Origin of the sequence: Fibrobacter sp. UWS1 (genome assembly GCF_002300445.1) — a bacterium.
Lineage (GTDB): Bacteria > Fibrobacterota > Fibrobacteria > Fibrobacterales > Fibrobacteraceae > Hallerella > Hallerella intestinalis.
On sequence record NZ_NSGW01000001.1, the window covers coordinates 1,443,840 to 1,469,026 of the forward strand.

The 25,187-nt window shown below is 45.6% G+C and carries 23 protein-coding genes and 3 pseudogenes; 15 read left to right on the forward strand and 11 right to left on the reverse strand.

From position 1 onward, the window contains the following. Window positions 1–6 precede the first annotated feature (6 nt). Window positions 7–1,176 carry an FprA family A-type flavoprotein gene (locus BGX14_RS05990; RefSeq protein WP_095879368.1) on the reverse strand — a complete coding sequence of 390 codons (1,170 nt, stop codon included), beginning with the start codon at window positions 1,174–1,176 and terminating at the stop codon, window positions 7–9. A 12-nt stretch (window positions 1,177–1,188) separates the two neighbouring features. Then, window positions 1,189–3,786 (reverse strand): TIGR03960 family B12-binding radical SAM protein, encoded by a 2,598-nt coding sequence (locus BGX14_RS05995; protein ID WP_095879787.1) that lies wholly within the window; start codon window positions 3,784–3,786, stop codon window positions 1,189–1,191. A gap of 111 nt (window positions 3,787–3,897) precedes the next feature. Between BGX14_RS05995 and BGX14_RS06000 the strand changes: the two genes are divergently transcribed. Together BGX14_RS06000 and BGX14_RS06005 are read left to right on the forward strand one after the other, a co-directional pair. Continuing rightward, window positions 3,898–4,263 carry a CidA/LrgA family protein gene (locus BGX14_RS06000; RefSeq protein WP_073305442.1) on the forward strand — a complete coding sequence of 122 codons (366 nt, stop codon included), beginning with the start codon at window positions 3,898–3,900 and terminating at the stop codon, window positions 4,261–4,263. Next, window positions 4,256–4,948 (forward strand): LrgB family protein, encoded by a 693-nt coding sequence (locus tag BGX14_RS06005; RefSeq protein ID WP_073305421.1) that lies wholly within the window; start codon window positions 4,256–4,258, stop codon window positions 4,946–4,948. The genes BGX14_RS06000 and BGX14_RS06005 overlap by 8 nt, the downstream gene beginning before the upstream one ends. A gap of 20 nt (window positions 4,949–4,968) precedes the next feature. Here BGX14_RS06005 and BGX14_RS06010 read toward each other — a convergent pair. Both BGX14_RS06010 and BGX14_RS06020 read right to left on the reverse strand, forming a co-directional pair. After that, window positions 4,969–5,535: pseudogene (locus tag BGX14_RS06010) on the reverse strand (alpha/beta hydrolase); the annotation flags it as partial. 870 nt (window positions 5,536–6,405) lie between these two features. Continuing rightward, on the reverse strand, window positions 6,406–7,188 hold the full coding sequence (locus BGX14_RS06020) for a DNA alkylation repair protein (RefSeq protein ID WP_095879370.1): 783 nt from the start codon (window positions 7,186–7,188) through the stop codon (window positions 6,406–6,408). A gap of 143 nt (window positions 7,189–7,331) precedes the next feature. Here BGX14_RS06020 and BGX14_RS06025 point away from each other — a divergent pair, with 143 nt between their 5' ends. Beyond that, window positions 7,332–8,360 carry a YeiH family protein gene (locus tag BGX14_RS06025; RefSeq protein WP_073305429.1) on the forward strand — a complete coding sequence of 343 codons (1,029 nt, stop codon included), beginning with the start codon at window positions 7,332–7,334 and terminating at the stop codon, window positions 8,358–8,360. A 125-nt stretch (window positions 8,361–8,485) separates the two neighbouring features. Here the strand turns inward: BGX14_RS06025 and BGX14_RS06030 are convergent, their stop codons facing one another. The 3 genes from BGX14_RS06030 to BGX14_RS06040 form a co-directional block, all read right to left on the reverse strand. Then, window positions 8,486–9,127 carry a hypothetical protein gene (locus BGX14_RS06030; protein ID WP_095879371.1) on the reverse strand — a complete coding sequence of 214 codons (642 nt, stop codon included), beginning with the start codon at window positions 9,125–9,127 and terminating at the stop codon, window positions 8,486–8,488. A 204-nt stretch (window positions 9,128–9,331) separates the two neighbouring features. Then, window positions 9,332–10,021, reverse strand: coding sequence for an FISUMP domain-containing protein (locus BGX14_RS06035; protein ID WP_095879372.1), 690 nt, complete (start codon window positions 10,019–10,021; stop codon window positions 9,332–9,334). A 48-nt stretch (window positions 10,022–10,069) separates the two neighbouring features. Next, on the reverse strand, window positions 10,070–10,591 hold the full coding sequence (locus BGX14_RS06040) for an FISUMP domain-containing protein (protein ID WP_095879373.1): 522 nt from the start codon (window positions 10,589–10,591) through the stop codon (window positions 10,070–10,072). Between the two features lie 110 nt (window positions 10,592–10,701). Here BGX14_RS06040 and BGX14_RS06045 point away from each other — a divergent pair, with 110 nt between their 5' ends. Further along, window positions 10,702–12,054: an IS5 family transposase gene (locus BGX14_RS06045; protein WP_198951163.1), complete on the forward strand. Its 1,353-nt coding sequence runs from the start codon at window positions 10,702–10,704 to the stop codon at window positions 12,052–12,054. 16 nt (window positions 12,055–12,070) lie between these two features. On the opposite strand, the gene BGX14_RS15505 is transcribed toward BGX14_RS06045, so the two are convergent. From BGX14_RS15505 to BGX14_RS06060, 4 genes and pseudogenes are all read right to left on the reverse strand, one after another. Next, a complete protein-coding gene (locus tag BGX14_RS15505) occupies window positions 12,071–12,223 on the reverse strand; it encodes a hypothetical protein (protein ID WP_158223243.1) in 153 nt (50 codons plus the stop codon). A 177-nt stretch (window positions 12,224–12,400) separates the two neighbouring features. Next, window positions 12,401–12,934 (reverse strand): annotated as a pseudogene (locus BGX14_RS06050) (transposase); the annotation flags it as partial. 12 nt (window positions 12,935–12,946) lie between these two features. Further along, window positions 12,947–13,264 carry a hypothetical protein gene (locus BGX14_RS06055; RefSeq protein WP_095879375.1) on the reverse strand — a complete coding sequence of 106 codons (318 nt, stop codon included), beginning with the start codon at window positions 13,262–13,264 and terminating at the stop codon, window positions 12,947–12,949. A 273-nt stretch (window positions 13,265–13,537) separates the two neighbouring features. Continuing rightward, window positions 13,538–14,584, reverse strand: a complete 1,047-nt coding sequence (locus tag BGX14_RS06060) for an IS630 family transposase (RefSeq protein ID WP_095879376.1) — start codon at window positions 14,582–14,584, stop codon at window positions 13,538–13,540. A gap of 103 nt (window positions 14,585–14,687) precedes the next feature. Here BGX14_RS06060 and BGX14_RS06065 point away from each other — a divergent pair, with 103 nt between their 5' ends. The 11 genes and pseudogenes from BGX14_RS06065 (at window position 14,688) to BGX14_RS06110 (ending at window position 25,179) form a co-directional block, all read left to right on the forward strand. Further along, entirely contained in the window at window positions 14,688–15,329 is a 642-nt protein-coding gene (locus BGX14_RS06065) for a hypothetical protein (protein ID WP_095879377.1), read from the forward strand. A 5-nt stretch (window positions 15,330–15,334) separates the two neighbouring features. Continuing rightward, on the forward strand, window positions 15,335–15,646 hold the full coding sequence (locus BGX14_RS06070) for a hypothetical protein (RefSeq protein WP_095879378.1): 312 nt from the start codon (window positions 15,335–15,337) through the stop codon (window positions 15,644–15,646). A gap of 87 nt (window positions 15,647–15,733) precedes the next feature. After that, window positions 15,734–16,693: an IS30 family transposase gene (locus BGX14_RS06075; RefSeq protein ID WP_095878741.1), complete on the forward strand. Its 960-nt coding sequence runs from the start codon at window positions 15,734–15,736 to the stop codon at window positions 16,691–16,693. Window positions 16,694–16,731: 38 nt separating this feature from the next. Further along, window positions 16,732–16,818, forward strand: a pseudogene (locus BGX14_RS16475) (choice-of-anchor X domain-containing protein); the annotation flags it as partial. 18 nt (window positions 16,819–16,836) lie between these two features. Further along, complete coding sequence (locus BGX14_RS06080; RefSeq protein ID WP_143394166.1) at window positions 16,837–18,186, forward strand: hypothetical protein; 1,350 nt, start codon at window positions 16,837–16,839, stop codon at window positions 18,184–18,186. 46 nt (window positions 18,187–18,232) lie between these two features. After that, a complete protein-coding gene (gene ileS / locus BGX14_RS06085) occupies window positions 18,233–21,433 on the forward strand; it encodes an isoleucine--tRNA ligase (RefSeq protein ID WP_095879380.1) in 3,201 nt (1,066 codons plus the stop codon). An 83-nt stretch (window positions 21,434–21,516) separates the two neighbouring features. Continuing rightward, window positions 21,517–22,053 carry a hypothetical protein gene (locus BGX14_RS06090; RefSeq protein WP_095879381.1) on the forward strand — a complete coding sequence of 179 codons (537 nt, stop codon included), beginning with the start codon at window positions 21,517–21,519 and terminating at the stop codon, window positions 22,051–22,053. Between the two features lie 59 nt (window positions 22,054–22,112). After that, the gene (locus tag BGX14_RS06095; protein ID WP_095879382.1) at window positions 22,113–22,511 is read left to right on the forward strand and encodes a hypothetical protein; all 399 of its coding nucleotides are present in this window, start codon (window positions 22,113–22,115) and stop codon (window positions 22,509–22,511) included. Between the two features lie 34 nt (window positions 22,512–22,545). Further along, window positions 22,546–22,797, forward strand: a complete 252-nt coding sequence (locus tag BGX14_RS06100) for a hypothetical protein (protein WP_095879383.1) — start codon at window positions 22,546–22,548, stop codon at window positions 22,795–22,797. A 172-nt stretch (window positions 22,798–22,969) separates the two neighbouring features. Continuing rightward, window positions 22,970–23,848: an IS30 family transposase gene (locus BGX14_RS06105; RefSeq protein WP_095879463.1), complete on the forward strand. Its 879-nt coding sequence runs from the start codon at window positions 22,970–22,972 to the stop codon at window positions 23,846–23,848. A 95-nt stretch (window positions 23,849–23,943) separates the two neighbouring features. Next, window positions 23,944–25,179, forward strand: a complete 1,236-nt coding sequence (locus BGX14_RS06110; protein WP_233126494.1) for an ISL3 family transposase — start codon at window positions 23,944–23,946, stop codon at window positions 25,177–25,179. The last annotated feature ends 8 nt before the right edge of the window (window positions 25,180–25,187 follow it).

A 25,187-nucleotide genomic window follows, 5' to 3' on the forward strand; every position in this document is an offset into this window, starting at 1 on the left:
AGCAAATCAAGCCAACAATTCATCCGCAAGAGCATGCATCTGTTCGACATTTGCCGCAGTCATAGCGACTTTAATGCTCACTTTACTTTTAACAAATGTAATCTCCTGCGAATTTTCAAAAAGCCTTTCCATCGCTTTATTCGCAGTCGGTGCCCAAGTTCCATTTTCCACAAAAGCGATTTTTCGTTTTTGATAATTTCTAGCGACCAGATGCTCTATAAATTCTCGCATCGTCGGAAACACTCCCGCATTGTACGTCGTCGTCGCCAAAACCAATTTGCCATAACGAAACGCATCCTCGACGCATTCATATATATCTTCACGAGCAAGATCCGCCACAACAACTTTGGCACAACCCTTCTCCTTCAATATCTCCGCCAACTTTTCTACGGCTTTTTTCGTATTGCCATAAACCGAAGTATAAGCGATAAAAACACCTTCTGATTCTACAGCATAGCTCGACCAAATCTGGTATTTTTGCAAATAACTTTCAATATCTGAATCTAAAACGGGGCCATGCAACGAGCAAATTTTTTCAATTTGCAAGCCTTCCAATTTTTTCAAAACGGCCTGCACACTGGTTCCGAATTTACCAACAATTCCAAAATAGTAACGGCGCGCTTCACAAGCCCAGCCTTCAGGATCTTCATAATCCAAAGCACCGAATTTGCCGAAAGCATCCGCGCTAAATAAAATCTTTTCAGAGCTCTCGTAAGTAAAAATCACTTCGGGCCAATGCACATTAGGCGCTGAAACAAAATGCAGGATATGTTCGCCCAATTCCAAAGATTCTCCATCGGAAACGACGATTTGCTTTTCTGAAATTTTTCCAAGAGAGTCGCCAAATAAAGAGTTCAGCATTCCAAAAGCCATCTTTGACGCTACGATTTTTGCATTCGGATATTTAGAAATAAACTTTTGAATATTCGCCGAATGGTCCATTTCCATGTGCTGTACAATTAAATAATCCGGAGTTCGATTCCCAACGGCGGATTCAATATTGTCCAACCATTCCTCTCCAAAATTTTCTCCGACACTGTCCATCACAGCAATTTTTTCATCGAATATCACATAGGAATTGTAAGACATTCCGTTGGGAACATTAAAAAGACCTTCAAATAAATCAATTTGATGATCATTCACGCCGACATAATGAATCGATTTGGATATTTTCATTGTAAATCCTTTTTAATTGTTATTCCAATACATAGATTCTTTTCGAATCAAAAAACGTCGAGAAAGGTCGTCCAAAGAGGCGGCAGAATCCGCATTTACAACCCCCATCAATCCTCCGAACAACGGATACGGACTTGCCGTTCCACCTTGATCATTACAACGAACCCGAATCCATATTTTTCCACAATCCGTTTTGAGATCCAAAATATGTTCATTCAAATTGATTTCTTGCCCCCGATGATTCCGCACAACCGGCAATTGTTTTTCTTTAAATTTTTCCAATAAACCTTCGGGAATATGTTCTGGCATATACGAATACGCAATTGAACTCGGAAAACGCGAAGATAATTTATACGAAAGAGGTTCTATATTTAAAATTTTCATTCCTCTTGGGAACGGAGCGTTAAGCTTTTCTATCAACTTGTCCTTTTCGCTCGAAAGATTTAAGGGGACAAGAGTTTCTACACCTAAAATTTCACAAACGGTTTCCAATCCTAGCGGAAGAGCGCCCATATTGACCAGACGTGGTTTAGGGCTGAAACCTTCGCTATAACGCAAAGGAATCCCGGCTATTCCAAACGAGCGAACAAAAGCACTCAACATGTTTTGGTGAGGTAAAAATCGGCTTAATCCTGTTTTTTGGAATGTTAATTTATACGTATATCGTTCGTTATAAACAGGGCGTCTTTCCGCAACCAGTTTTCGGATTTCTTCCGGTGTCCGGCTTGGCGCCTTGTATTTTTCGGGATTCTCAGCAAGACGAACCTCTTTTCCATTGCCTGGAATGCCGCAATGCTGGCATTCTCCCCATTTACAATTCGGAACGGGTTTCGCATTCTGAAAGACCTCTGGATTGAAGCCTTTCTGATATTCATTCCAAAGGTAGGATTTGGTGACGCCAACGTGCATAAAATCCCAAGGAAACACGCTCTCTTTTTGACGAGTTTCATAAATCCATTTTTCATCATAGCCAAAATCATTCCAGATTTTTTCCCAATCTTTGGGATGAATTCGACGATTATCGCTTTCAAAAATCATTCCCCGCTTGTATGCTTCGTAAATCATTTTCCCCAAAGTGCGATCGCCGCGGCTGTAAAAGGCTTCCAATCGAGAAGTATCCCAATCCGCCCAAGTCACTTTTACATTCGGATTTTTGTAAAAACGGCGGCGAACAAACTGGATATGCGACAACGCCAAATCCTTGTCCATAAACCCCGCCCATTGAAGCGCCGTAAACGCTTTAGGAATCAAAATTCCCATACTGACAGAAATCTGCGCCCCTTTCAGATATTTTCGTCCTATTTTAACCAGATTTTCAATCAACTGGCAAAACGCTTCCATATCTTCATCATTTTCCGTTGGGAACCCTACCATTGTGTACAACTTAATTTTATTGAACCCCGAAGAAAATGCGTGTTCGGCGGCGTTATACATATCCTCATCAGAAATTGTTTTATTTATCATTTTGCGCAATCGTTCCGAACCGGTTTCTGGAGCAAAAGTTCCGCTACGTCCTCCCTTCAGCGCGGCCACTTTTTCTGCTAAAGTTTGTCCAAAACTGCTCACTCGGATACTGGGAAGCGAGACGTCCACATTATCAAAAAAAGCGTCATCAATAATGGAATCCGTCAAAGCTTCGATAGGTTTATAATCCGCCGTCGAAAGGCTGAGCAGACCGAGTTCATTTTCTCCCGTTGCCTTCAAGCCTTCCTTTGCCAGATCCATCACGTCATCAGGCGGTAATTCCCGACAAGGCCTATACCAAATTCCCGCTTGGCAAAAGCGACAGCCCTGAGTACAACCCCGCATCACTTCGACGCTGAATCGATTGTGAATCAACCGCATATTCGCAATCAAATTCCGAACGGGATAATCTTCCTTTTTCAATTCGGGAATGAAAATCCGACGAACGCCTTTTGTGTGTTCATACGAACCTGTCGCCGGCTCTGCAGGAACAAGCATTCCAAATTCACCAGAAACCACTGGACGAAAAGCCGGAACATACACGCCGTCTATTTTGGAAATCTCTTCCAGAATTTCCACGCGAGACATTCCTTTTTTTTCGCATTCCCCGACTGTTCGCAAAACATGAGGCAACAGTTCTTCTCCATCCCCGATATTGAAAGCATCAAAAAAATCGGCAACGGGTTCCGGATTAGCCATTGCCGGGCCGCCGCCAATGACAATAGGATCTTCTTCGTTCCTATCTTTAGCAAACGCAGGAATGCCCGCCAATTCCAACACATAAGGTACATTTGTAAAATTCAATTCCGTCTGCAACGTAATCCCAACCATATCAAAATCACGTACAGGAGTCCACGTTGCATGGGTGTATAAAGGAATACCCTGTTTGCGCATCTGCTCCGCCATATCATCCCAAGGGGCGAAAGCCACTTCCATCAACAAATCGGGTTCTCGATTGACTACATGATACAAAACGCGCAAGCCATTATTAGAAAGACCTATTTCATACAAGTCCGGGAAAACAAAAGCCATTCTCGCCAAAAGCGAAGACGGATCCTTTACAACACTATTTGCTTCTCCACCCATATAACGAGCCGGGCTCTCTACAGAAGGTAAAACTTGACCGAGTTTTTCAAATATATTCATGTTTGCAAAATTAAAAAATTGAAATTTCATTGTGAAAAGCATTTGCAAAATGCCGTATCATTTTCTTTTGGAAATCCCTATTTCATTATAATTTCTAATTTTGCGCTCACCATGCGACTTTTACTTCAGTTAGCGTTAATTTTTGCCGTGTGCTTTATCGGCGATTTTCTACATCGAGTCTGCGGCGTCCCTCTCCCCGGCAACATTCTAGCGATGCTCATCCTCTTTTTGTTACTTTGTACAAAAATAGTCAAAGTGGAGCAAATCGCAGAAATTTCGGATTTCTTTTTGAAGCGACTTCCCTTTTTCTTTTTGCCACCCGCCGTTGGCATTCTAGCCGTGTACGACATTTTAAAAGGCCAGATATTGATTCTCGTTTTTTTGTGCATTCTCGCTACAATTATCACACTTGCCGTATCCGGAAAAGTCACCGATATACTTGTCACTTTTTCAGAAAAGAGAAAACACCATGAATGAAGTTTTAGAAACGCCTTTCTTTGGAGCCGTTCTCACTATGATTGCTTATGAAACCGGCGTCTATTTCAGCCGCCGATTTAAATTAGCCATTTGCAATCCTATGCTCATCGCCAGCATTTTAATCATCGGGTTTCTTTTGATTTCAGGAATCAGCCTAGAAACATATAACATTGGAGGCGATTACATCTCTATTTTTTTAGCTCCGGCGACAGCCGTACTCGCTATACCTCTTTATAAACAGATCAACAATCTCAAGAAAAATTTACTCCCTATTTTAATCGGCATTATCGCGGGTTCGCTGACCTCTTTTATCATCGTCGTTTTATGTGCAAAACTTTTTTGCTTAGAACACTTATTGCGACTTTCTCTGCTGCCAAAATCCATCACCATTCCTATGGGCATCGAACTTTCTAAACAAATCGGTGCCGTTCCTGCAATCACCATCGCATCCATTGTAATCACCGGAATTACCGGAGGGGTTGTAGCTCCTGTCGTATGTCGAATTTTGAAAATCAAAAATCCCGTGGCGCAAGGAATCGCCATAGGAACTGCTGCTCATGCGATTGGAACTGCCAAAGCCATTGAAATGGGAGAAGTCCAAGGAGCCATGAGTTCACTAGCCATCGGCGTTACCGGCGTTTTTACAACGATATTGGTTCCTATACTATTGCATTTTTTTCATTAGAGCTTGCTGACAAATTCCATCTATTTCATTTGCTTTTCCCAAAACGCTATCGCTTCGTCAATCCAGCCTTCTGCAACTGTTCCGCGCCCAAGCCCGAATCCGTGAGGAAGACCGGGATAATGGTGAAACTCCGTCGCAATACCAAGACGGCTCATCCCTTCTAATCGAGATTGCATGATTTTCCAATTTACAATCCCATCCATCTCTCCAACACAAGCGTATGTAGGCGGATCCATTTTCGAATATTCAGAATGCCCCGTATACTGCATAATGACCGCCGCCGGCTTTGGGATATTTTCTCCGCCGAACGCCGCCGCACCATAAGTGCCGAGGTAAGCCGCCATCCGTCCGCCGGCACTTCCGCCCCACAGCGAATAATCAATCGTTGAAACGCCCAATTCTTTTGCATGTTCAAAGATGAATGTGAGTGCACGCGCCAAATCTTCGCAAGCGGTCTGCGCTCCAGGACGATATATTAAAGCAAAGGCATTCCATCCTTTTTTTGAAAGAGTCAACGCATGGGGAAAACTGTCGTGCATGGCTCCCACATAAGCAAATCCGCCCCCCGCATTGCACACAGCAAACTGGAGACAACATTTCTTATTGGACTGCGGATGCCGAAGTTTCTCCATGTCACGATGTCTTTAAAAATGGTCGCCATCAATGTACTTATAACATTAAAGGCTATGGATTTTCAATAAACGGCCAATGGCGAAATTTCAAACTTTTGGATTTTAAAGAAATGCTAGAAAACGCAAATCTTCGTTGCCTTAAAAACAGGAATAAAAAATGAAAAGAATCCCATTCACAGTCATTTTGATTTTAATGTTCTTTGCCGCTTATTCATCGGCAATTACATTGAAGGAATTGAAAAATATCAGGCGGCGATAAAAAATGCTTGCCCTCCGGAAGCAGATTGTGAAGACGAAAATCAAATAATGCAACCATCCGAAATCGAAGTCGAGGAAAAGCTGGGTGTAAAGGATTGTGTCGCTATGGCGGCCCGGGCGTATGCTCGACAAAAAAAGATAAGCATTGCAAAAAATCAGAAGAAGGCGAACACTGTGAAAATCCGCCGGAATGCATTGTCATCACAGGAGGAATAGGGAAAGATACATGCGGCGTCCATTCCAAAAAACGGAGATGTTACGACGGGGAAAAATATCTTTGGGAAAATCGGGGAGAAGAGCAACCTGAAAATGGGTATTTAACGATGCTTGGGGAGAGCGAATGTATTTATGTCGTTCCCCTGAATAAATCCGGTTCAGAACATTTCGTCTGTTCGGGAGGTCCGTGCAAGACCAAAGGCAATGCAATCGTATTGATGCACTTTGGTTGCTTTGAAGCGTCGTGCACCGCAGACGCAATGGAAATTTATCTTAAATCAAAATAAATCCGAACAAAGAATAACACTTCTCGCCGATGTGGGGGAATCCTCCCCTGCAACGCCTCTGGTTTTACACCAATGGCGAGATTCGCAGGGTTTGCAGAAATTCTTTCCGTTCGCCCGTAATGCGAAAACTTTCCCGCGCTTTTTGAATCGTCTTATTGTGGGTCCAAGCGTCCAGTCTGCGCTCCGTTAAAAACGGAATTGCAGCATCCCATTGTTTGGAAAGGGCCGTCGCAAAATACCAGGCCACGCCCATTTTCACATAATATTCGGGAGCTGCCGGACACACGCCCGCAGGCAACGCATTTCTCACTTTCTGCGGCAGCAATCCGTTTTTCTGAACTGCAAATTTTTCTCCATTAACCGCAGCCACCCACTCCAGATATTTTGAATCAAAACGCTCCTCCAAAAACAAATTCATCAGCATGTTGATTCCAAAACGGACTTGATAAGGGTGAGCCGTCGCCAACCATTCCCGAATCTTACGCAAGAACAATGTTTCATTTTTCAGCAGTACCTTGGGATTTTTCCCATCACAGACCGCCCAATTATCCACATAAGGCAAAAAATTTTCCAGAGCGGCAAGGCATTCATCAAAATCGGAAATCTGCTGAATCATCATGAAGTGAATCTGATTTTCTTCAAAATAATCATGAGGGAGATTTCCCATAAACAAGCAAACTCCCTCCCGATTTCCCGAAGCGAATTCCTTCGCCAATTTTCGCAAACAAGGAACCCGCACACCGATGATTTTTTCTTCGGAAACTCCCGGAATCAAAGCCTGATGAAATTTCTTATATCCGAAATCCTGATTGGCAAACAGCCTGTTCCGCAATTCTTCCGACGTCATATTCTTCTCGTTCTGTTTGGATTGAATTTAAAAATTTTCAAAATGAACTCCGACTTCATCCTTCCAAATTCCTCTACACTTTAAAAAGAAGATTTTTTATATTTGGCGCACTTCTTTTCAACAATTCCTTCAAAGGAGTCTTTATGCTGACAGAAAAGAAAACAGATTTTCTTCATGGGATTTTGCTCATCACGCTTATTACCAGCGTTGCCTTCTCTGTCGCCGATTTTTCCGCCGTCAAAGCATTGTCGCTCAGCCCGCTGATTGTCGGCCTCTTGTTTGGAATCATCTACGCCAACACCCTCCGAAAAGGAATGCCGGGAACATGGTCTCCGGGAGTCGCATTCTGCTCCAAAAAAATTTTGCGATTGGGCATTATTTTATACGGATTCCGCCTGACATTTTCCCAAATTGCCGAAGTGGGCGCGCCCGCGCTGATTATCGACGCCATCATCGTAACCGTAACTCTTGTCGGCGGTTATTTTTTGGGTTCCCGCCTTTTGAAAATGGACAAAGAAACCGCTATGCTCACGTCTGTCGGAAGTGCGATTTGCGGAGCAGCAGCCGTCCTTGGCGCAGAAGCCGCCCTCAAAGCAAAACCTTATAAAACAGCCGTCGCCGTTTCCACCGTCGTGCTGTTCGGAACTCTTTTAATGTTCCTGTATCCGATTTTGTATCGCAATGGAATAATCGCCCTTTCTCCCGAACAAACCGGTCTCTACATCGGATCGACCATTCACGAAGTCGCTCATGCAGTAGGCGCAGGAAACGCTACGGACACAGCAACTGTCGCCATTATCGTCAAAATGATTCGAGTGATGTATCTGGTTCCTGTGCTGCTGGTTTTGGCATTTTTTGTCGTAGGAAAATTAGGAGACTCCGAAAGCAAAAGCGGAAAGAAAAAAATTGCCGTTCCCTGGTTCGCCTTTGGATTTTTGCTGGTCGTGATGTTCAACTCCTTGAATTTACTGCCCCAAAACCTTATTCATGGAATCGAAGTTTTGGACACCTTTCTGCTTTCAATGGCAATGACGGCTCTCGGCACAGAAACCAGCATGGACAAATTCAAGCAAGCAGGTCCCAAGCCATTTTTGCTGGCAGCCATTTTGTGCGTTTGGCTCGTTGGCGGCGGCTATGCGCTGGCAAAATACTTGGCTCCGGCTCTTGTGTAAAAAGCAAAAAATAAATTCAGCATTTTAAGATTTGCCCGCAACAGGCAAATCTTTTCATTTTGCGTTAGGGATGGCAAGCAACGCAAACCGATAACGCCACAACTCGACCCGGGCAAAACACGTTTTTAGTATCGAATTGTTTTGGATGTTTTCCTGTTTAGAAATTTTCCTGATGCGTCTCTATTGTGCTTTTTCATCGAAATATTTTTGCGATTATAATTAAAACGTTTAATTGAAGTGACGTCCGATGTCGGATTATTGGAAAAATTTCCCATAAAAAAAACATATGGAACAGTGTATTGTGATGAACAATCTAAAAAAACAGATGCAGAATAATTATGTACTGAGATTGTGTCGCCTTTATTTGTACTAAAAGTCAGAGGAATGTATACATAGTTAGAATCAAAAACGTTTTTCATGGCGTTATCAGTAGAACTAATGCTCACCTGTTTAAGCTTTACAATTTTTGCGGCAATTTTAGAGGAATCTGCAAGAAGAATCGGAATTTTTCCATCTACAAAAAAAGTATCTAGACCAACAGAATCAACAATGCCATCTAAATCTATGGTGTTTCGATCCCAATTTATGATATAAGGCTTGTTGGGAATATACTTGGTCGTTTGCATCCCGTGGTATTCAATTTCAGGACAGCGAATTTGCGAATCTGCCGCCGATGAAGAACTTTTGCGCGCAGAACTGGAACTTGCCGCATCTTGGGCAAAACAAACTGAAGATATAAAGAGTAATGTAAGAAAAAAACGCTTCATAAATTCAATATTGTACAATGTAGATAGAGATGCTTTGAGAGGCCCCTATTGCATTTATGGTCGTACGTATGTCCATTTCAATGGAATCCTTCGCAAAGGAACTTTTTTTAGGTCGTTTCTTACTTGATCAAGGGTAAGCGTAAACGACGAAATTGCAAGAATAAGTGTAAATATGGCTGTTTTATACATTTTCAACTCAATTTTTTAATTCTTAATACAGCGAACAGAATTTTTATACGTTGAGGAAACCTCGTCAACATCCATTCCAATAAATATCGCATACGCCAATCCAGATGTTCGCATTGTTGATGTCAAAAATAGGGCGTTTTGGTACATATGTACACTTCCACTGGGTTGCTGTACACCCCCAGGCAAAGTCCGAAAACCACATTCATCAATTCCGTTACCGCCACTATATTCGTGAGTCCAAAGTTCCGTACTTTTTAATCTTTTGGCAGTTTCTTTGTCATTATATTTCCCTATAGTGGCAATCATTCTAGTCCATTCTTGTTCACTCGGAACATGCCATCCAGTCGGGCAAATAGAATCAACCATTGCATAATTCATCGGACCGGATGTCCGGCCATCTTCCAACAACGAATAAAGACGGCCCCAAAGGTCACAATTTAATTCATTGTTGTCATAGCAAGCACTATATTCTGCAACATAGTTCAAGTTCTGAGCCATCCACACCTGATCACCTATGGTCGTGTATCTATATTCTTGTCCATCACGTTCATCTATGAACGTTCCGCGATTCGCCATGCCGTAGGCATTCACGCCATCTTCGGGACAAACATCCTTCGCGCTCCAACTATTGCTATCATCTGAGCAAGCAGCAAAGTAAATTACCGCGACAGTCATAAGTAAAAAACGTGACTTGTTCTTTTTCATTTTTCCGTCCTATTTGAATAGTTTCCAAGAAAGTATCTCTGCTCCTTTTTAGTCCTTTATACAGCGGATTGAATTTCTATACGGAGAAATACCTTTGGAAACGTCTAATCCTAAAAAAATAGAATAGGCCTTCCTTGAAGATCGCATTGTAGATGTCCAAAACATGGCATTCTGATACATATACTCGCTTTTTGATGGCGTGAAAAAGCTACCCCCAGGTAAAGCCCCAAAACCGCATTCGTCAGTTCCATTTCCACCACTATTTTCGTGATTCCAAAATTCTGTACTTTTTAGTATTTTGACAGTCTCTTTGTCCCCATATTGTCCAATAGAAGTAATCATTTTTGTCCATTCTTGTTCGCTCGGCACATGCCATCCAGTCGGACAAATAGAATCAACCATTGCATAATTCATTGGTGCTTCATTCTCTCCGTTTTCTAACAACGAATAAAGACGGCCCCAAAGGTCACAATTTAGTTCATTGTTGTCATAGCAAACACTATATTCTGCAGCATAGTTCAAGTTCTGAGCCATCCACACCTGATCACCAATGGTCGTGTATCTAGTCATCCCTTAAAATCCCGCCCAGCCCGCATAACTGTTGGGAAAAATTGATTTCTACCCTGTGAAATTATTGCAAGGATTTCTAAAATGGGATTAAAAACCTTGCAATTTTTCCCATGTATAGACCTCCGAAATCCCACGCACAGACAAGCCTTTTCTGTTCCCTTGAGGAGCAGTTGAACCACAAGCATCCCCTTTACGTTCTTGCGAACAAGATTGACTGGAACAAGTTCGAGACCGAGTTTTCGAAACTGTTTGACGACAAAATGGGTGCGCCGAACAAGCCGATCCGTCTCATGACCGGGCTCATCATCCTGAAGCACATCCGCAACGTATCGGACGAGTCCGTCGTGGAGCAGTTCCAGGAAAACGCCTATTACCAGTACTTTTGCGGAGAACGGTTCTTCTCGACGGAGCAACCCTGCGACCCGAGCGAACTTGTCCACTTCCGGCATAAGATCGGCGAGGAAGGCTTGGACATGATCCTCAAGGAAAGTATCCTCGTCAACGATGACCACGATAAACAAGGACCGACAGGATGCGGCACGGTCTTTCTTGACACGACCGTGCAGGAAAAGAACATCACGTTCCCTACAGACGCCAAACTTGCGAACAAGATAATAGATCAGGTGCAGAAAATTGTGGAAGAACGCGGCCTTCCGCAGAGACAGTCCTACAAGAGAACCTTGAAGAAGATTCATCGTGACCAGCGTTTCCGCAATCACCCGAAAAACGCCAAAAAGGCTCACAAGGCGGATCGCAGGCTGAAGACAATCGCGGGACGGCTCGTCCGTGAATTAGAGCGAAATCTCGCCAGCAAGAACTTGTTGAACACGTACAAAGGAAAAATCGAGCTTTTCAAAAAAGTTCTGGCACAGAAGAAATGCGACAAGGACAAGGTCTATTCGCTTCACGAACCCGAAGTAAAATGCATCGGCAAGGGCAAGGAACACAAGAAATACGAGTTCGGCAACAAGGTGTCAATCGCCCGGAGCTACAACGGTATCATTGTCGGCGCGGTCTCGTTCCGGGACGAGTATGACGGACATACGATAGACGATACGCTTGACCATGTTGAACAAATGCTTGGATTCAGGCCGAGCCGGGCCGCATGCGACCGAGGCTACCGCGGACAAAAGGAATCCGGAACGACAAAGATCGTGATACCGGACGTTCCGAAGAAAAACGCGACTTACTACCAGAAGAAAAAGGCTCACAAGCTTTTTTGCAAGAGGGCTGGCATCGAACCAATCAATGGTCACTTGAAGAGCGACCACCGCATGGGTCGCAACTTCTACAAGGGAATCTTTGGCGACATGCTCAATGCAAAGCTTGCAGCAGCGGCGTTCAACTTCAAGAGGGCCATGAGGCGCTTTTTTGTCCTGTTGGAATGGCTATACTGTTTTTGCCTTCTGTGGAACGGAATGAACAAAAAATGCGAACGTCCTTATCTTGCGTTCGCAAAGTGACCTTTTTAAGGGACGACTATCTATATTCTTGTCCATCACGTTCATCTACGAACGTTCCGCGATTCGTCATGCCGTAGGCATTCACACCATCTTCGGGGCAAACATCCTTCGCGCTCCAACTGTTGCTATCATCTGTGCAAGCAGCAAAGTAAATTGCCGCAACAGTCATAAGTAAAAAACGTGACTTGTTCTTTCTCATTTTTCCGTCCTATTTGAATAGTTTCCAAGAAAGTATCTCTGTTTCCTTTCTAAGAACAAGGTAGCTTCCCTGTTTGAAAGTCTTATTCTCTATTATCCCGCCCAAGTTGAACTTGGAAAATTTTAACAAAGCTAATAAGGGATTCCGTCAGGTCGGTTGGTTAGCCCAATAGTCCTCACGTTCTCTTGTCGCATTATACAATTTTGTTCTTCGTTCTGCAAGTCGTTCCTCCATCTTTCCTGCGAAAACCTCGTCAGGAGTCAGGAATCCGATTGCGGAATGTAGCCGTTCCGAGTTGTAGTAATTGATCCAGTCCGACATTTTCCTCTTTGCATCGGAATAGTCCTGGTAAGCGTCACGACGGACTTCCTCCGCCTTGAGGGTCTTGTGAAAACGTTCCACTTTCCCGTTGCTTTGCGGATGGAAGGGAGATGTAGAGGTCTCCCTGAGTTCAAGTTTCGAAACCAGATCAAGAAAATCCTTCGAGGAGAACTGCTTCCCGTTATCGTGGATTATGCGGGCATGCGCATCGGGATGGAGTTCCTTCGCCCTGGTCACGAGAATTTCAACGTTCAAGCCTTCCATCGTGGAGAAAAGGTCCCAGACGAGAACCTTGCGGCTGAACCCGTCCAGGACGCAGGCGAAGTAGAAGAACACTCCGCAAACTCTGACGTAGGAATAATCCGTATGCCACTATTCATTCGGACGTGCAGGCTGGTCGAACCCCTTTTTCCTCGCTTCCGCAGGAACAGCCCATTTGCCAAAAAGGTTGTTCCTCTTCAGTATGTTGTAAACCGTCGATGGACGGGCGTATGCGATATCCCTGTCTACCATAAGCCAGGCCAGGTAGCGGTATCCATGCAGATGGTCCTTGTACTGTTTGCAGAAGTCGACGATGGCGCGAGTCTCTTCCGGGGTCATCCAGTTGGACTTTGGCGTATCGTGGTTATGCCGCGTTTCCGCCTTCCTCCGCGAAATCCAGTTGTTCCATGTACTTTGCGGGATTCCCAAAAAGGATACCAGCCTGGACGTGAAGTGAACCCCAAAAGTTGGACGCAACTTTTGAGGTTATCATGACCATAATACACACAGAAGAATGGCAAAGAGCCCTGGACCTTCACAAAGAAGGGATGATGCCCAGGGCAATCGCCCGGATTGTTGGTATGAACAACGCGAAGAAAGAGCCTTGAAAAATAGATGGTTGGATTTCAGAGAAAATGTGGGCGAAAACGCCCTCATTTGAGTGTATGATTTATTGCTCCGGCGGATATATTTTTTACATAGTCATGCTGCATAAGAGACATGCTTGTCGCCAAAATACTTGATTACTCGTTCAGGGCTGTTGCTCACCATTTTCATGTGGGATTCCGCATGGGAGCGTAGCTTTTCGCGAGTCCGAGCCGGTGCGTTGGAAGATATTTCGTGTTTCAGGTCGGCATTAAGACGTTCGTCAGGATTCAGCTCGGAACTGTAGCTGGGCAGGTAGAATACGCTTATCTTGTCCGTGTTCGCTTCAAGCCATTCCTTTACCGGCTTGCTGTGGTGAACCCTCAGGTTGTCCATCACGAGAAACACTTTCTTCCCTTTCCCGTCTGCATACACATCCTTCACCAGAGCCGTCATGAAGTCGATGAGCTTCGTCGCGTCGAACGCCCCGTCAATCATCATCCAGTGGCACTTCCCGCGATTGTTCACCGCCGATATCATGGAAAAGCGCTCCCTGCATCCGGGAGCCTTCACGACCGGGGTCTGCCCGCAGGGGGCGTAGCTGCGGCCACGGACATCCGTGTTCACGATGGCGGTCTCGTCCGCCCAGTGGATTTCCGCATTCTCGCATACCGCATCGGCCTTTATTTTCGGGTATTCCTCTTCGAGCCACTTCTTCACCGCTTCGGGGTTTTGCTCGTACGCGCGGACAATCGGTTTTTGCGGGGTGAAGTTCCATCTTTTGAGGTAGTCGCCGACCGTTCTCTTGGCCAGCTTCACTCCAAATTCGCTGCGGACAAGCTCCGCAACCGCTTCGCGGGTCCAGAGGGCGAACTTGAACTTGAGCTGTTCGGGACGCTTGTCCCGGATTAGTTTCTGTATCTCGGATTCTTGATTGGCGGAAAGGAGCCTTTTTTCCCTTTCCTTGCGGCCCCTTGTCTTCGGCTTGAGCGCATTCATCCCGCCTTTCTCGTAAAGCGATAGAACTGCATCCACCATGGGGCGGCTCACGCCGCAGGTCTCTGCGATCTTGCTTTTCTTGAATCCCGCCTTCTTCATTTTTACGATTGTCTTCCGTTTTTCGAGAAGGCTCTGGACATTCTTTCTTGCATCATCTTTTTCCATGATGCAAATATAGTAAACTTTGCTTGTTTTGTAAAGTATTTATCTACCCAATCTATAAAAAATCGAGGTTTTTCTATGCAGGATTGTTTGTTATATTTTTAATATGAAAAGAATTTGCTCATTTTTTTTGTTGTTTAGTTCCCTTGCTCTGGCTCAAATATATTCTGGGGCTAGTTTATCTAGCTCTTCGTTTGAGGCTCCGTTGTGTCCCAATATCGACAACATTCCTGGAATGCTGGTTGGAGAAAGAAGTGTTGGAGGAGTGGGGCGAATGCATGAACTTAATTTAAAGGGAATTGTTCAAGAGGTTTCTTTTGACACTGTCCGAATAGAATTTTCAAGTTCAATAGCGATATATCCGTATTTTTTTAATTGTTCAGACTGTTATCCGGGTTCCAAAGTTCGAAAAATTTCTTTAAAAAGTGTAGAAGCAACATCTGTTTATAATGAACAAGTCCCTTCTTTTTTTGATTCAAGTGCTGTCTATGTCCCCATTGAGTTGGATGTACAAAAAAACGATAGTATTGTTTTGAATGATTATATTGCGGGGATAAATATGGACTGCCGAACATGGGGTAATTCGGTTAGTCAAATTTATGGTAAAATTGAACTTTATCGAAAAGGTGAAATTATGAGTCTGAATAGAAGAATAAAGCCCCAAGAAAAGGTTCACTCTTTTTTGCGAAATAGGGATGCTCTGGGGAAAGAGTATAAAGAAATAAACACATTTAAAGCAATGTTCTGAGATGGATGAAGAATTTACTACTTATAATTTGTTTTTGCTTCATTAATGCTGCTGTGGCAGGAATTTCTCCTTTTAGTCAAGTCCGTTCTGTTGGAAAAGATGATAAAGGAAATCCTATTGAGGAAATTATTGACTTGACCATATGTTTGGAAAGAATACCTAGCGATGGAAATCTTTCTGATGTAAACTCAAAGGCCACATATGAGAATATCATAATGAAATGGGCTGATGGCATTTATGAGATGACTAATGGTGCGAATTTTTTAGGACACATTAGAACGCGAATTTTCACCGTCAATGCGACTGATATAGGTTGAATCGGGAAGAAAAAAAGTTCCCTAGGGCTAGCCCCTGGGGAACCTGGCCGAAACTTTTCTACCTTGCCGATTCTACCAAAAAAGGACATGGCGGTGAGTCTCAACCAAGCACAAAGATACGAAATACGAGCGCTCAATGCGGCAAAGATCCCCCCGAAAAACATAGCCTTGCAGCTGAAGGTCCACAAATCCACAATCTACAGGGAACTAAACAGGGGCGGCGGCCGCCAGCATTACGACCCGGTCAAGTCGCAGGAACGGGCAGACCTCCTTGCCGCGACAAGTCACCTGCATTACGACTACGACGAGGACGACTGGAAAATCGTGGACGGGAAAATCAAGGAAGACTACTCTCCCGAACAGGTGAACGGACGCGCGAAACTCGATGGGATGGGTGTCCCTAGCGTCGCCACGATATACAGGCATGTGAACAAGGACGAGGACCTGAAGAAGCACTTGCGGCACGGCAAGAAACCATACCGTAAGCGCGGGGAGAAGAAGGACAAGAGAGGCCAGATTGTAGGCCGCGTGCCCATCGAGGAACGTCCGGCAATCGTGGACGAGAAATCACGCGTAGGCGACATCGAGATAGACCTGATAAACAGCGCGGACCATGACGCGAACCTGCTCACGATCAACGACAGGATGACGAATTACAGCCTGATAAGGTATCTTCCGACGAAGAACGCGAAAGACCTGAAGAGAACGCTTGTGAGGGCGCTGAAGGACTTTGAGAAAACGTTCGAAGTCAAGATTCTCACAATCACTTCGGACAACGGGAAGGAGTTCGCCTGTCACGCAGAAATAGCGAAAGCTATGAAGGCGGATTACTACTTTGCGAACCCGTACCACTCCTGGGAGCGCGGTGCCAACGAGAACATGAACGGTCTAATACGCCAATATCTTCCCAAGAAGGAGTCGTTCAAGGGAATCTCTCCCCGGAAAGTTCGCTGGATACAGGATAAACTGAACAACAGGCCTCGAAAAAGGCTTGACTTTATGACCCCTTTAGAGTATATTTATACGCAAGTTAAACTACAAACCTAAGTCGCGTTAGCGACGAAAATCCGCCTCCGTTAAATGATGAAGGTGTAAATGGTGATGCTAGTGCTGAAGATGGTGTCTATACAGCTTTTTTTCCTGAATTAAAAGGAAATGGAACATATGAATGGGAAGTTGTTGCGAGTAATTTGGGGCTAGGGGCAAGAACTACGCGAATAGGAACAAGTCTTCCTGCAGAAGCTCCTTTTGATTCTAAATTTGATTCTACAAATTTTTCTCTTGTTCGGAATGGTCAATTTGTTGTTGATGGGTGTTGTGAAGATAATATTGCTAATCGGATTTTATCTCTTTTTCCGAATAAACTCCAAAAAAGTTATTTGTCAGAAAGTCTGACCAATACATATGTTTTTGCAGGGACAAAAACGACCGATAGTTATGCTATTCTTTTGAATGTGCAGAATGAGGGGGCTGTAAACAAAATTGAAGTCTTTTCCCCAAAAGACGATTTAACCCCAATTTTTGTTGAATACTTAAACAATTCAGAAAATGGAAAAAAAAGTATTTTTTTGGGAAGCGATTATGCGAGAGCAGGAAATACTTTGAAAATAACTGGAGGTGGTGAAGTTTATTACTCACTACTTCTTTTTGAAACTGGAATTGATAATATCTCTGTGGGGCGTTTTGAAAAAAATACTGATTGGAATATAGGTAATGAATGTGCTACATTATCTTTGGATAAAAGTAGTGAAGGACAAAGAAGTCTGGTATCTTCTTCTGGATGGAAACTTATAGAAAGTCGTAATGTATCTACGGAAGAAATAAGTTTAATTGGAGATAGCATCTATATAGACGTTTTTGTTCCTAGCAATACTTCAAATCCATGGTGGATTGGCAATATTGCTGTATGGTTGAACGTACCTTCGTCAAACAGAAGAATTCAACTTGGTAACGAATTAACATTAGAAGCCTTTTTAGACCGATGGAAAACTTATTCTTTTGTAGTTCCAGATGAAATAAAGCTTTTGTTAAAAGAAGAACATTCCGATATTCACTTTCAAATTGTGTTAAATAGTTCCGATTCTCTTTGGATTGACAATATGCGTTTTGTGGGAAATTTACAGGAAAATACTGTAAATAAGTTCGAACCGCATTGTCCTGGCGATGAAGGTTGCTCTTCTACGAATCCGTTGCAATTGCTAGTCAACAATACGATTCGTATAGTTCCCGAAGGCGATTTGTGGTTTGAAGTTGTCGGATTCCCGAATGACTGGACTCCTGCAAGCCTGCATTTGGGTATTTCTGCGGAAGATGGGGCCGAATTGACTGGGTTCTTGTCTTTGGATGATTCTGTTGTGCCTTTGTCGGATTGGTATTTCCAAAGAGGATATACCTTTGAACGAAATCGCCGTTATCTGTTCAAATTGCATAATTTGGGCGGTCGTCCTTATCGAATAAACGCATGGGTTGATGGTCAAGTTTTGGATGTTGCTAGTAACACATCAAAATCAACTTTGCCATGGGTTGTCCGTTTTTATTGATTTCTAAATTTACGCCCAAAAAATTACCGTTTGAGGTTATTATATCATGTTTCGAGAAGTAAAGAAAGAAGAATCATTTCCGCAGATCGAAGAGCGTGTGCTCGCCTTGTGGGATAAGGATGAATCGTTCAAGAAGTCGCTGGACTCCCGTCCGGAAACCGAACCGTATACTTTCTACGACGGCCCTCCCTTTGCCACGGGCCTTCCTCATTATGGCCACCTGCTGGCGGGAACCATCAAGGATATCGTTCCCCGTTATTGGACTATGAAGGGCAAGAAGGTTCCCCGCGGTTTCGGTTGGGACTGCCACGGTCTTCCCATTGAATCCTTGGTGCAGAACGAGCTGGGTCTTGCGGGCGTTGCCGAAATCCAGAATCTGGGTGTGGACAAGTTCAACGAAACCTGCCGCGGCAAGGTGCTCAAGTACACCAGCGAATGGAAGAAGACGGTTCGCCGCATGGGTCGCTGGGTGGACTTCGACACGGGCTACAAGACCATGGACAAGAACTTCATGGAATCCGTGTGGTGGGTGTTCAGGCAGTGCTTCGACAAAGGTTTGATTTATCAGGGCTACCGCATCCAGCCGTATAGCCCGGCACTGGCAACTCCCCTTTCCAACTTTGAAACGAACCAGGGTTACAAGGACCGTCAAGATCCGTCTCTGACCCTCATTTTCCCGATCAACTCGGACGAGGCCAAGTTCAAGGACACGAGCATTCTCGTGTGGACGACGACCCCGTGGACTCTGTACTCCAACTTCTGCATCGTTGTGGGCCCGGACATGGACTACAACCTGGTGGAACAGGACGGCAAGAAGTACTGGATTGCCGCAAGCCGCACCGCCGCCTACTTCAAGAACCCGAATATTGTCGATACCTGCAAGGGTTCCGAACTCGTGGGCAAGGACTACGAGCCGCTCTCCCGCATTTCCGACGCGTTCGTGACGCCGGACCAGCTGACCCGCCACTACAAGATTTACCCCGCCGACTACGTGAGTACCGAAGACGGTACCGGCGCCGTGCATACCGCTCCTTCCTTCGGTGAAGAAGACTTCCAGAAGGGTGCTGAACTCGACCTCGGCCTTTTCGACCCGCTGGATACCGAAGGCAAGTTCACCGACAAGGTCCCGATGTGGAAGGGCCTGGGCGCAAAGGAAGCCGACAAGGAAATTATCCGCTACTTCAAGGAACAGGGCCGCGTGTTCAAGCAGGACGTGATTGTCCACAGCTACCCGCACTGCTGGCGTACCGGCGTTCCTCTGATTTACCGCGCCCTCAAGACGTGGTTCCTGAAGATCGATGCGCCTGTGACGAGCAAGGACGGCGTGACCAAGACTCTGAAGGAATGGATGGTCGAAAACAACCAGACGGTGAACTGGGTGCCGGACCACATCAAGAACGGACGCTTCGGCAAGTGGCTCGAAGGCGCCCGCGACTGGAACCTTTCCCGTAACCGCTTCTGGGGAACCCCGATTCCGGTGTGGCTCAGCGACGACGGCGACATGATTGCCGTGGGGTCCATCGAAGAACTGCAGCAGCTCACTGGCGTGAAGCTCGATGACTTGCACAAGCACTTTGTGGACAAGCTCACCATCGAAAAGGACGGCAAGGTTTACCGCCGCACGCCGGAAGTTTTCGACTGCTGGTTTGAATCCGGCTCCATGCCGTATGCCAGCCGCCATTACCCGTTCGAAAACAAGGAACTCGTGGAACGCAGCTTCCCGGCGGACTTCATTGCCGAAGGCCTCGACCAGACCCGCGGTTGGTTCTACACGCTGACCGTGCTTTCTAACGCTTTGTTCCAGAAGCCGGCGTTCAAGAACGTGATTGTGAACGGTATTATCTTGGCCGAAGACGGTTCCAAGATGAGTAAGTCCAAGCGCAACTATCCGGACCCGAACGACCTCATCGAACGCACGGGTGCCGACGCTATTCGCTTGTTCATGATTAACTCCGCCGCCTTGAAGGCCGAAGACCTGCGCTTCAGCGAAGAAGGCGTGAAGGGCATCGTGAAACAGGTGATGCTGCCGCTCTGGAACGCTGTGGCATTCTTTGTCTCGAACCACAACGCCGACGCCGCCAAGGGCCAGCTCACGTGGAAGCCGGGTCAAGAAGTCAAGAGCGACAATGAACTTGACCGCTGGATGCTTGCAACCTTGCAGGATTTGGCCGCCAAGGTTGAAGTGGAAATGAAGGCTTACCGCCTGTACAACGTGGTGCCCGCCGTGATTGCCGCGGTGGATGACCTCACGAACTGGTACGTGCGCCGCAGTCGTCGCCGTTTCTGGAAGAGCGAAAACGATGGCGACAAGAACGCCGCCTACGCAACCATGTACAAGGTGCTCGTAGACTTCTCCAAGATTCTCGCCCCGTTCCTCCCGCTCCTCGCCGAAGAAATCTACCAGATTCTCGTCCGCGAAGTGGATGCTAGCGCCCCGGTGAGCGTGCACCTCTGCGAATTCCCCAGCGCCGACAAGTCCCTGATGGACGAAAAGCTCGTGGAACGCATCGCCATGGTGCGTGGCATGGTCGAAATGGGCCGCGTGATTCGCGCTACGAACAACGTAAAGAACCGTATGCCGATTGCCAGCATGACGGTGGTTGCTCACGGTAAGGTCGAAAAGAACGTGGCTGAGGCCATGAAGGACTTGATCCTCGAAGAACTTAATGTCGAAGAAATGAAGTTCATAGAAGACGAATCAAGTTTGGTTGAATGTACTGCTAAACCTAACTTCTTGAACATCAAGTCTGATTTTGCATCGCTTTTCGGACAACATCCGATGCGTGAATTCCAGCAGGAAATTTCCGGCTTCAGTTCAAGTGATATTATCAATCTTCAGAACGGAGGCTCTGTTACAAGTGCTTTCTGCTCTGATGTGAAATACACTTCCAAGCATGTGCTTATTCAACGAAAAGTTCCTGAAGGTATGGCCGTCGAAGCGAACCAGCACTTCACGATTGCTCTTGATTTGACGGTGTCTGACAGACTTCGTCGCAAGTGCATTGCCCGTGAATTGGTCAATCGTATTCAAAACCGCCGTAAGGATCAAGATTTCGCCATTACAGACCGTATCAACATTGAACTTTATTCTGAAAGCGAAGTGCTCAAGCAGTCTGTGACCGAAAACGAATCCTACATCAAGGGCGAGACGCAGGCTGACGCTATCGTGTGGAAGGATTCTACTGCTGGTTTGCAGGAATCTGATGCCGACGGCGAAAAGGTTGCTGTCGAAGCTGTGAGAGCATAAAAAAGAAACAAAAGCCCCTGAAAAATTTTATTTCAGGGGCTTTTTGTCAAAAATTGTCTTTGATGATTTGTATATTTCGTTGTATGAGAATGCTTAAAAAAAGGCTCTTTAATATGAAAAAGTTTGATTTTGAAGATTTGGAAATCTGCCCTGAAATTAAAACATTTAAAGTGTTTCAGGTTTCCAAAATGCCGGATTTATTTCTTGAAGTTGAATTTAAGTATCCTAAAACTCCTGCATGGAAGGGCTGTATACCCATATTAGAAAAGTATCAAGGTCTTGATAAAACACAATTGCCAAAAGAAGATGTTGTTGAATATGTAAAAAATTGTTATAACGACTTGGATCCTCGAAATTCAAAAACATGGAATGCTGATGAGGATTTGTATTGGAGTGGTCGTTCCAAGGCTGATATGGCAAAACTTTTGTTTGATGTTTTAAATGGAGAAACACAATATCATCAAACGAATTGGATGTGTCGGCAATGTACTGATACAAGTAGCGTAAATTCGCAGGCGGCTAGTAGAATACGGGCTCTTAAACAAACTCATGGATATCACATTGCAACAAAAGATTTTAAGTGTGAGTTTGTGGAAAATATACAACGCATGATTTGTTGATTAGGATTCCAAAACTTGTTGGGAATAGCAATAAACGTTTTTCTATACCAACATCGCTAATGCGTCGAATAAAAGAACTTTTTGAGTATACGGATGCCTGTTTTAATGAAAAGTATGGTGCTGGCTCAAAGAATTTAGTGGTTGATCATAAGTTTCCATCAACAAGATGGGTTGTTGGGGAAAATCCAAATTTTGTTTCAATGACTGATGACGAAATAAAAAGTAAATTTCAGTTGTTGACACAGCAAACAAATCTTCAAAAAGAAAGATATTGTGCAAAATGTTTGCAAACTGGTAAAAGAGGTGACTTCTTTGGTATAGATTGGTATTCGGAAGGAGATTGTAGTTGGAAAGGCGACAACAAATCTGATGAAAAGGGATGCGTTGGATGTCCATGGTATGACTTGGCGGATTGGAAAGAAAAATTCAATAAGATGTTAAAAGAAATAGGATATTGATTTTACGAAAGAATCTGTTTTTGCAGGGAATCTCATGATACAAACTGTAGGAAGCATATGTTCTGGTATTGAAGCGGCTTCTGTTGCTTGGAAGCCTTTTGGTGTAGTTTTTTGGCTCTTCATCAACATGTGTGGGTGGCTTCGCCACCCTTTTTTTGTTGACTTTCGCCTAAATCAAACAAAAAAAATGGGCTATTTTCTAAAATTTAATCGCCAAAAAAAAACAGAAGAAAAAGCCCATGTCAAAATTATACGCGAATTTTCACCGTCAATGCGACTGATATAGGTTGAATCGGGAAGAAAAAAAGTTCCCTAGGGCTAGCCCCTGGGGAACCTGGCCGAAACTTTTCTACCTTGCCGATTCTACCAAAAAAGGACATGGCGGTGAGTCTCAACCAAGCACAAAGATACGAAATACGAGCGCTCAATGCGGCAAAGATCCCCCGAAAAACATAGCCTTGCAGCTGAAGGTCCACAAATCCACAATCTACAGGGAACTAAACAGGGGCGGCGGCCGCCAGCATTACGACCCGGTCAAGTCGCAGGAACGGGCAGACCTCCTTGCCGCGACAAGTCACCTGCATTACGACTACGACGAGGACGACTGGAAAATCGTGGACGGGAAAATCAAGGAAGACTACTCTCCCGAACAGGTGAACGGACGCGCGAAACTCGATGGGATGGGTGTCCCTAGCGTCGCCACGATATACAGGCATGTGAACAAGGACGAGGACCTGAAGAAGCACTTGCGGCACGGCAAGAAACCATACCGTAAGCGCGGGGAGAAGAAGGACAAGAGAGGCCAGATTGTAGGCCGCGTGCCCATCGAGGAACGTCCGGCAATCGTGGACGAGAAATCACGCGTAGGCGACATCGAGATAGACCTGATAAACAGCGCGGACCATGACGCGAACCTGCTCACGATCAACGACAGGATGACGAATTACAGCCTGATAAGGTATCTTCCGACGAAGAACGCGAAAGACCTGAAGAGAACGCTTGTGAGGGCGCTGAAGGACTTTGAGAAAACGTTCGAAGTCAAGATTCTCACAATCACTTCGGACAACGGGAAGGAGTTCGCCTGTCACGCAGAAATAGCGAAAGCTATGAAGGCGGATTACTACTTTGCGAACCCGTACCACTCCTGGGAGCGCGGTGCCAACGAGAACATGAACGGTCTAATACGCCAATATCTTCCCAAGAAGGAGTCGTTCAAGGGAATCTCTCCCCGGAAAGTTCGCTGGATACAGGATAAACTGAACAACAGGCCTCGAAAAAGGCTTGACTTTATGACCCCTTTAGAGTATATTTATACGCAAGTTAAACTACAAACCTAAGTCGCGTTAGCGACGAAAATCCGCCATACAAATCCATCTTCAATGTCAACGGCTGTTCAGTCGTCAAGCAGGAGCAAACCGACACCACGGTCACCATCACGGTAAGACTCACCAAGGGCAACGCCAGCAGGTGCGGCTGTTGTGGGCGAAAAGGGAAGCTCTACGACAACGGCCGGGAACAGAGGGTATGGCGGACGCTCGATCTCGGCACGAAGATGGGCTTCATCAGGATGGACACCTACAGGGTGAAGTGCAAGAAATGCGGCGTAAAAACGGTGAAGGTGCCGTGGGCAAGCCACAGGTCAGGCTTCACCGACGCCTTCGAGCAGCAGGTCGCATGGGCCGTATGCAGCATGTCGAAAAAGGCTGTCGCAAAGCAGCTACGCATCGCCTGGAATACCGTGGGGGAAATTGCCGACCGCGTATGGGATCGCCTGGACACAAGGCCGATCAAGGCAGGCTGCATCTTCAGGCGCATAGGCATCGACGAGACCAGCTACAAGAAAGGGCACAAGTACATAACGGTGGTAGTGGATCACGACAGGCGCTGCGTGATCTGGGTCCACGAGGGCTACGGGAAGGAGGTGCTGGACCTCTTCATGAGGGAACTCAGCGAAGAGCAGCGCAAGGGCGTGGAGCTTGTGACTTGTGACGGAGCCAAGTGGATAAGGTCAAGCATCGAGGAGTTCCTGCCCAATGCCGAACGGTGCGTGGACAGCTTCCATGTCGTACAGTGGGCGACAGAAGCCCTGGACAAGGTCCGTGTGGAAGCCTGGAAGGAGGCCCGCAAGGAAAACCGCAATCAGAAACGGGGCCGAGGCAGGCCCACGAAGGATAGCGTCCCGAAGGACCGCACCGCGGAGGGGATAAAGAACTCCAGGTACGCTCTGGGCAAGGCTCCAGAGAACCTTAACGAAAGCCAGCAGAGAAAAATAGAACTCATAGCAAGCCGCTATCCGCGTCTCTACAGGGCATACCAGCTCAAGGAGGAACTGCGCATCATCCTGAAGATGGGCTATGACGATGCCAGGGAAAATCTGGACAGGTGGCTGTGGCGTGCAAGCCACTCACGCATCGGCTCAGTAAAGGATCTGTACGCAAAGATCAAGCGTAACTACGACGGAATCCTCAACACAATCAGGCTGGGCGTGTCAAACGCAAGGATCGAGGCGACGAACAACAAGATAAAGCTACTGATACGGACTGCCTATGGCTTCAGGAACATGAACAACATGCTGTCGCTGATAATGTTGAGCTGTTCCTATGTCGATGTAAAGATAGCCTACGAATGGGAATCGGAATCGAGAGAATCATCTAGCAAGGCTGCCTAAATGCTACC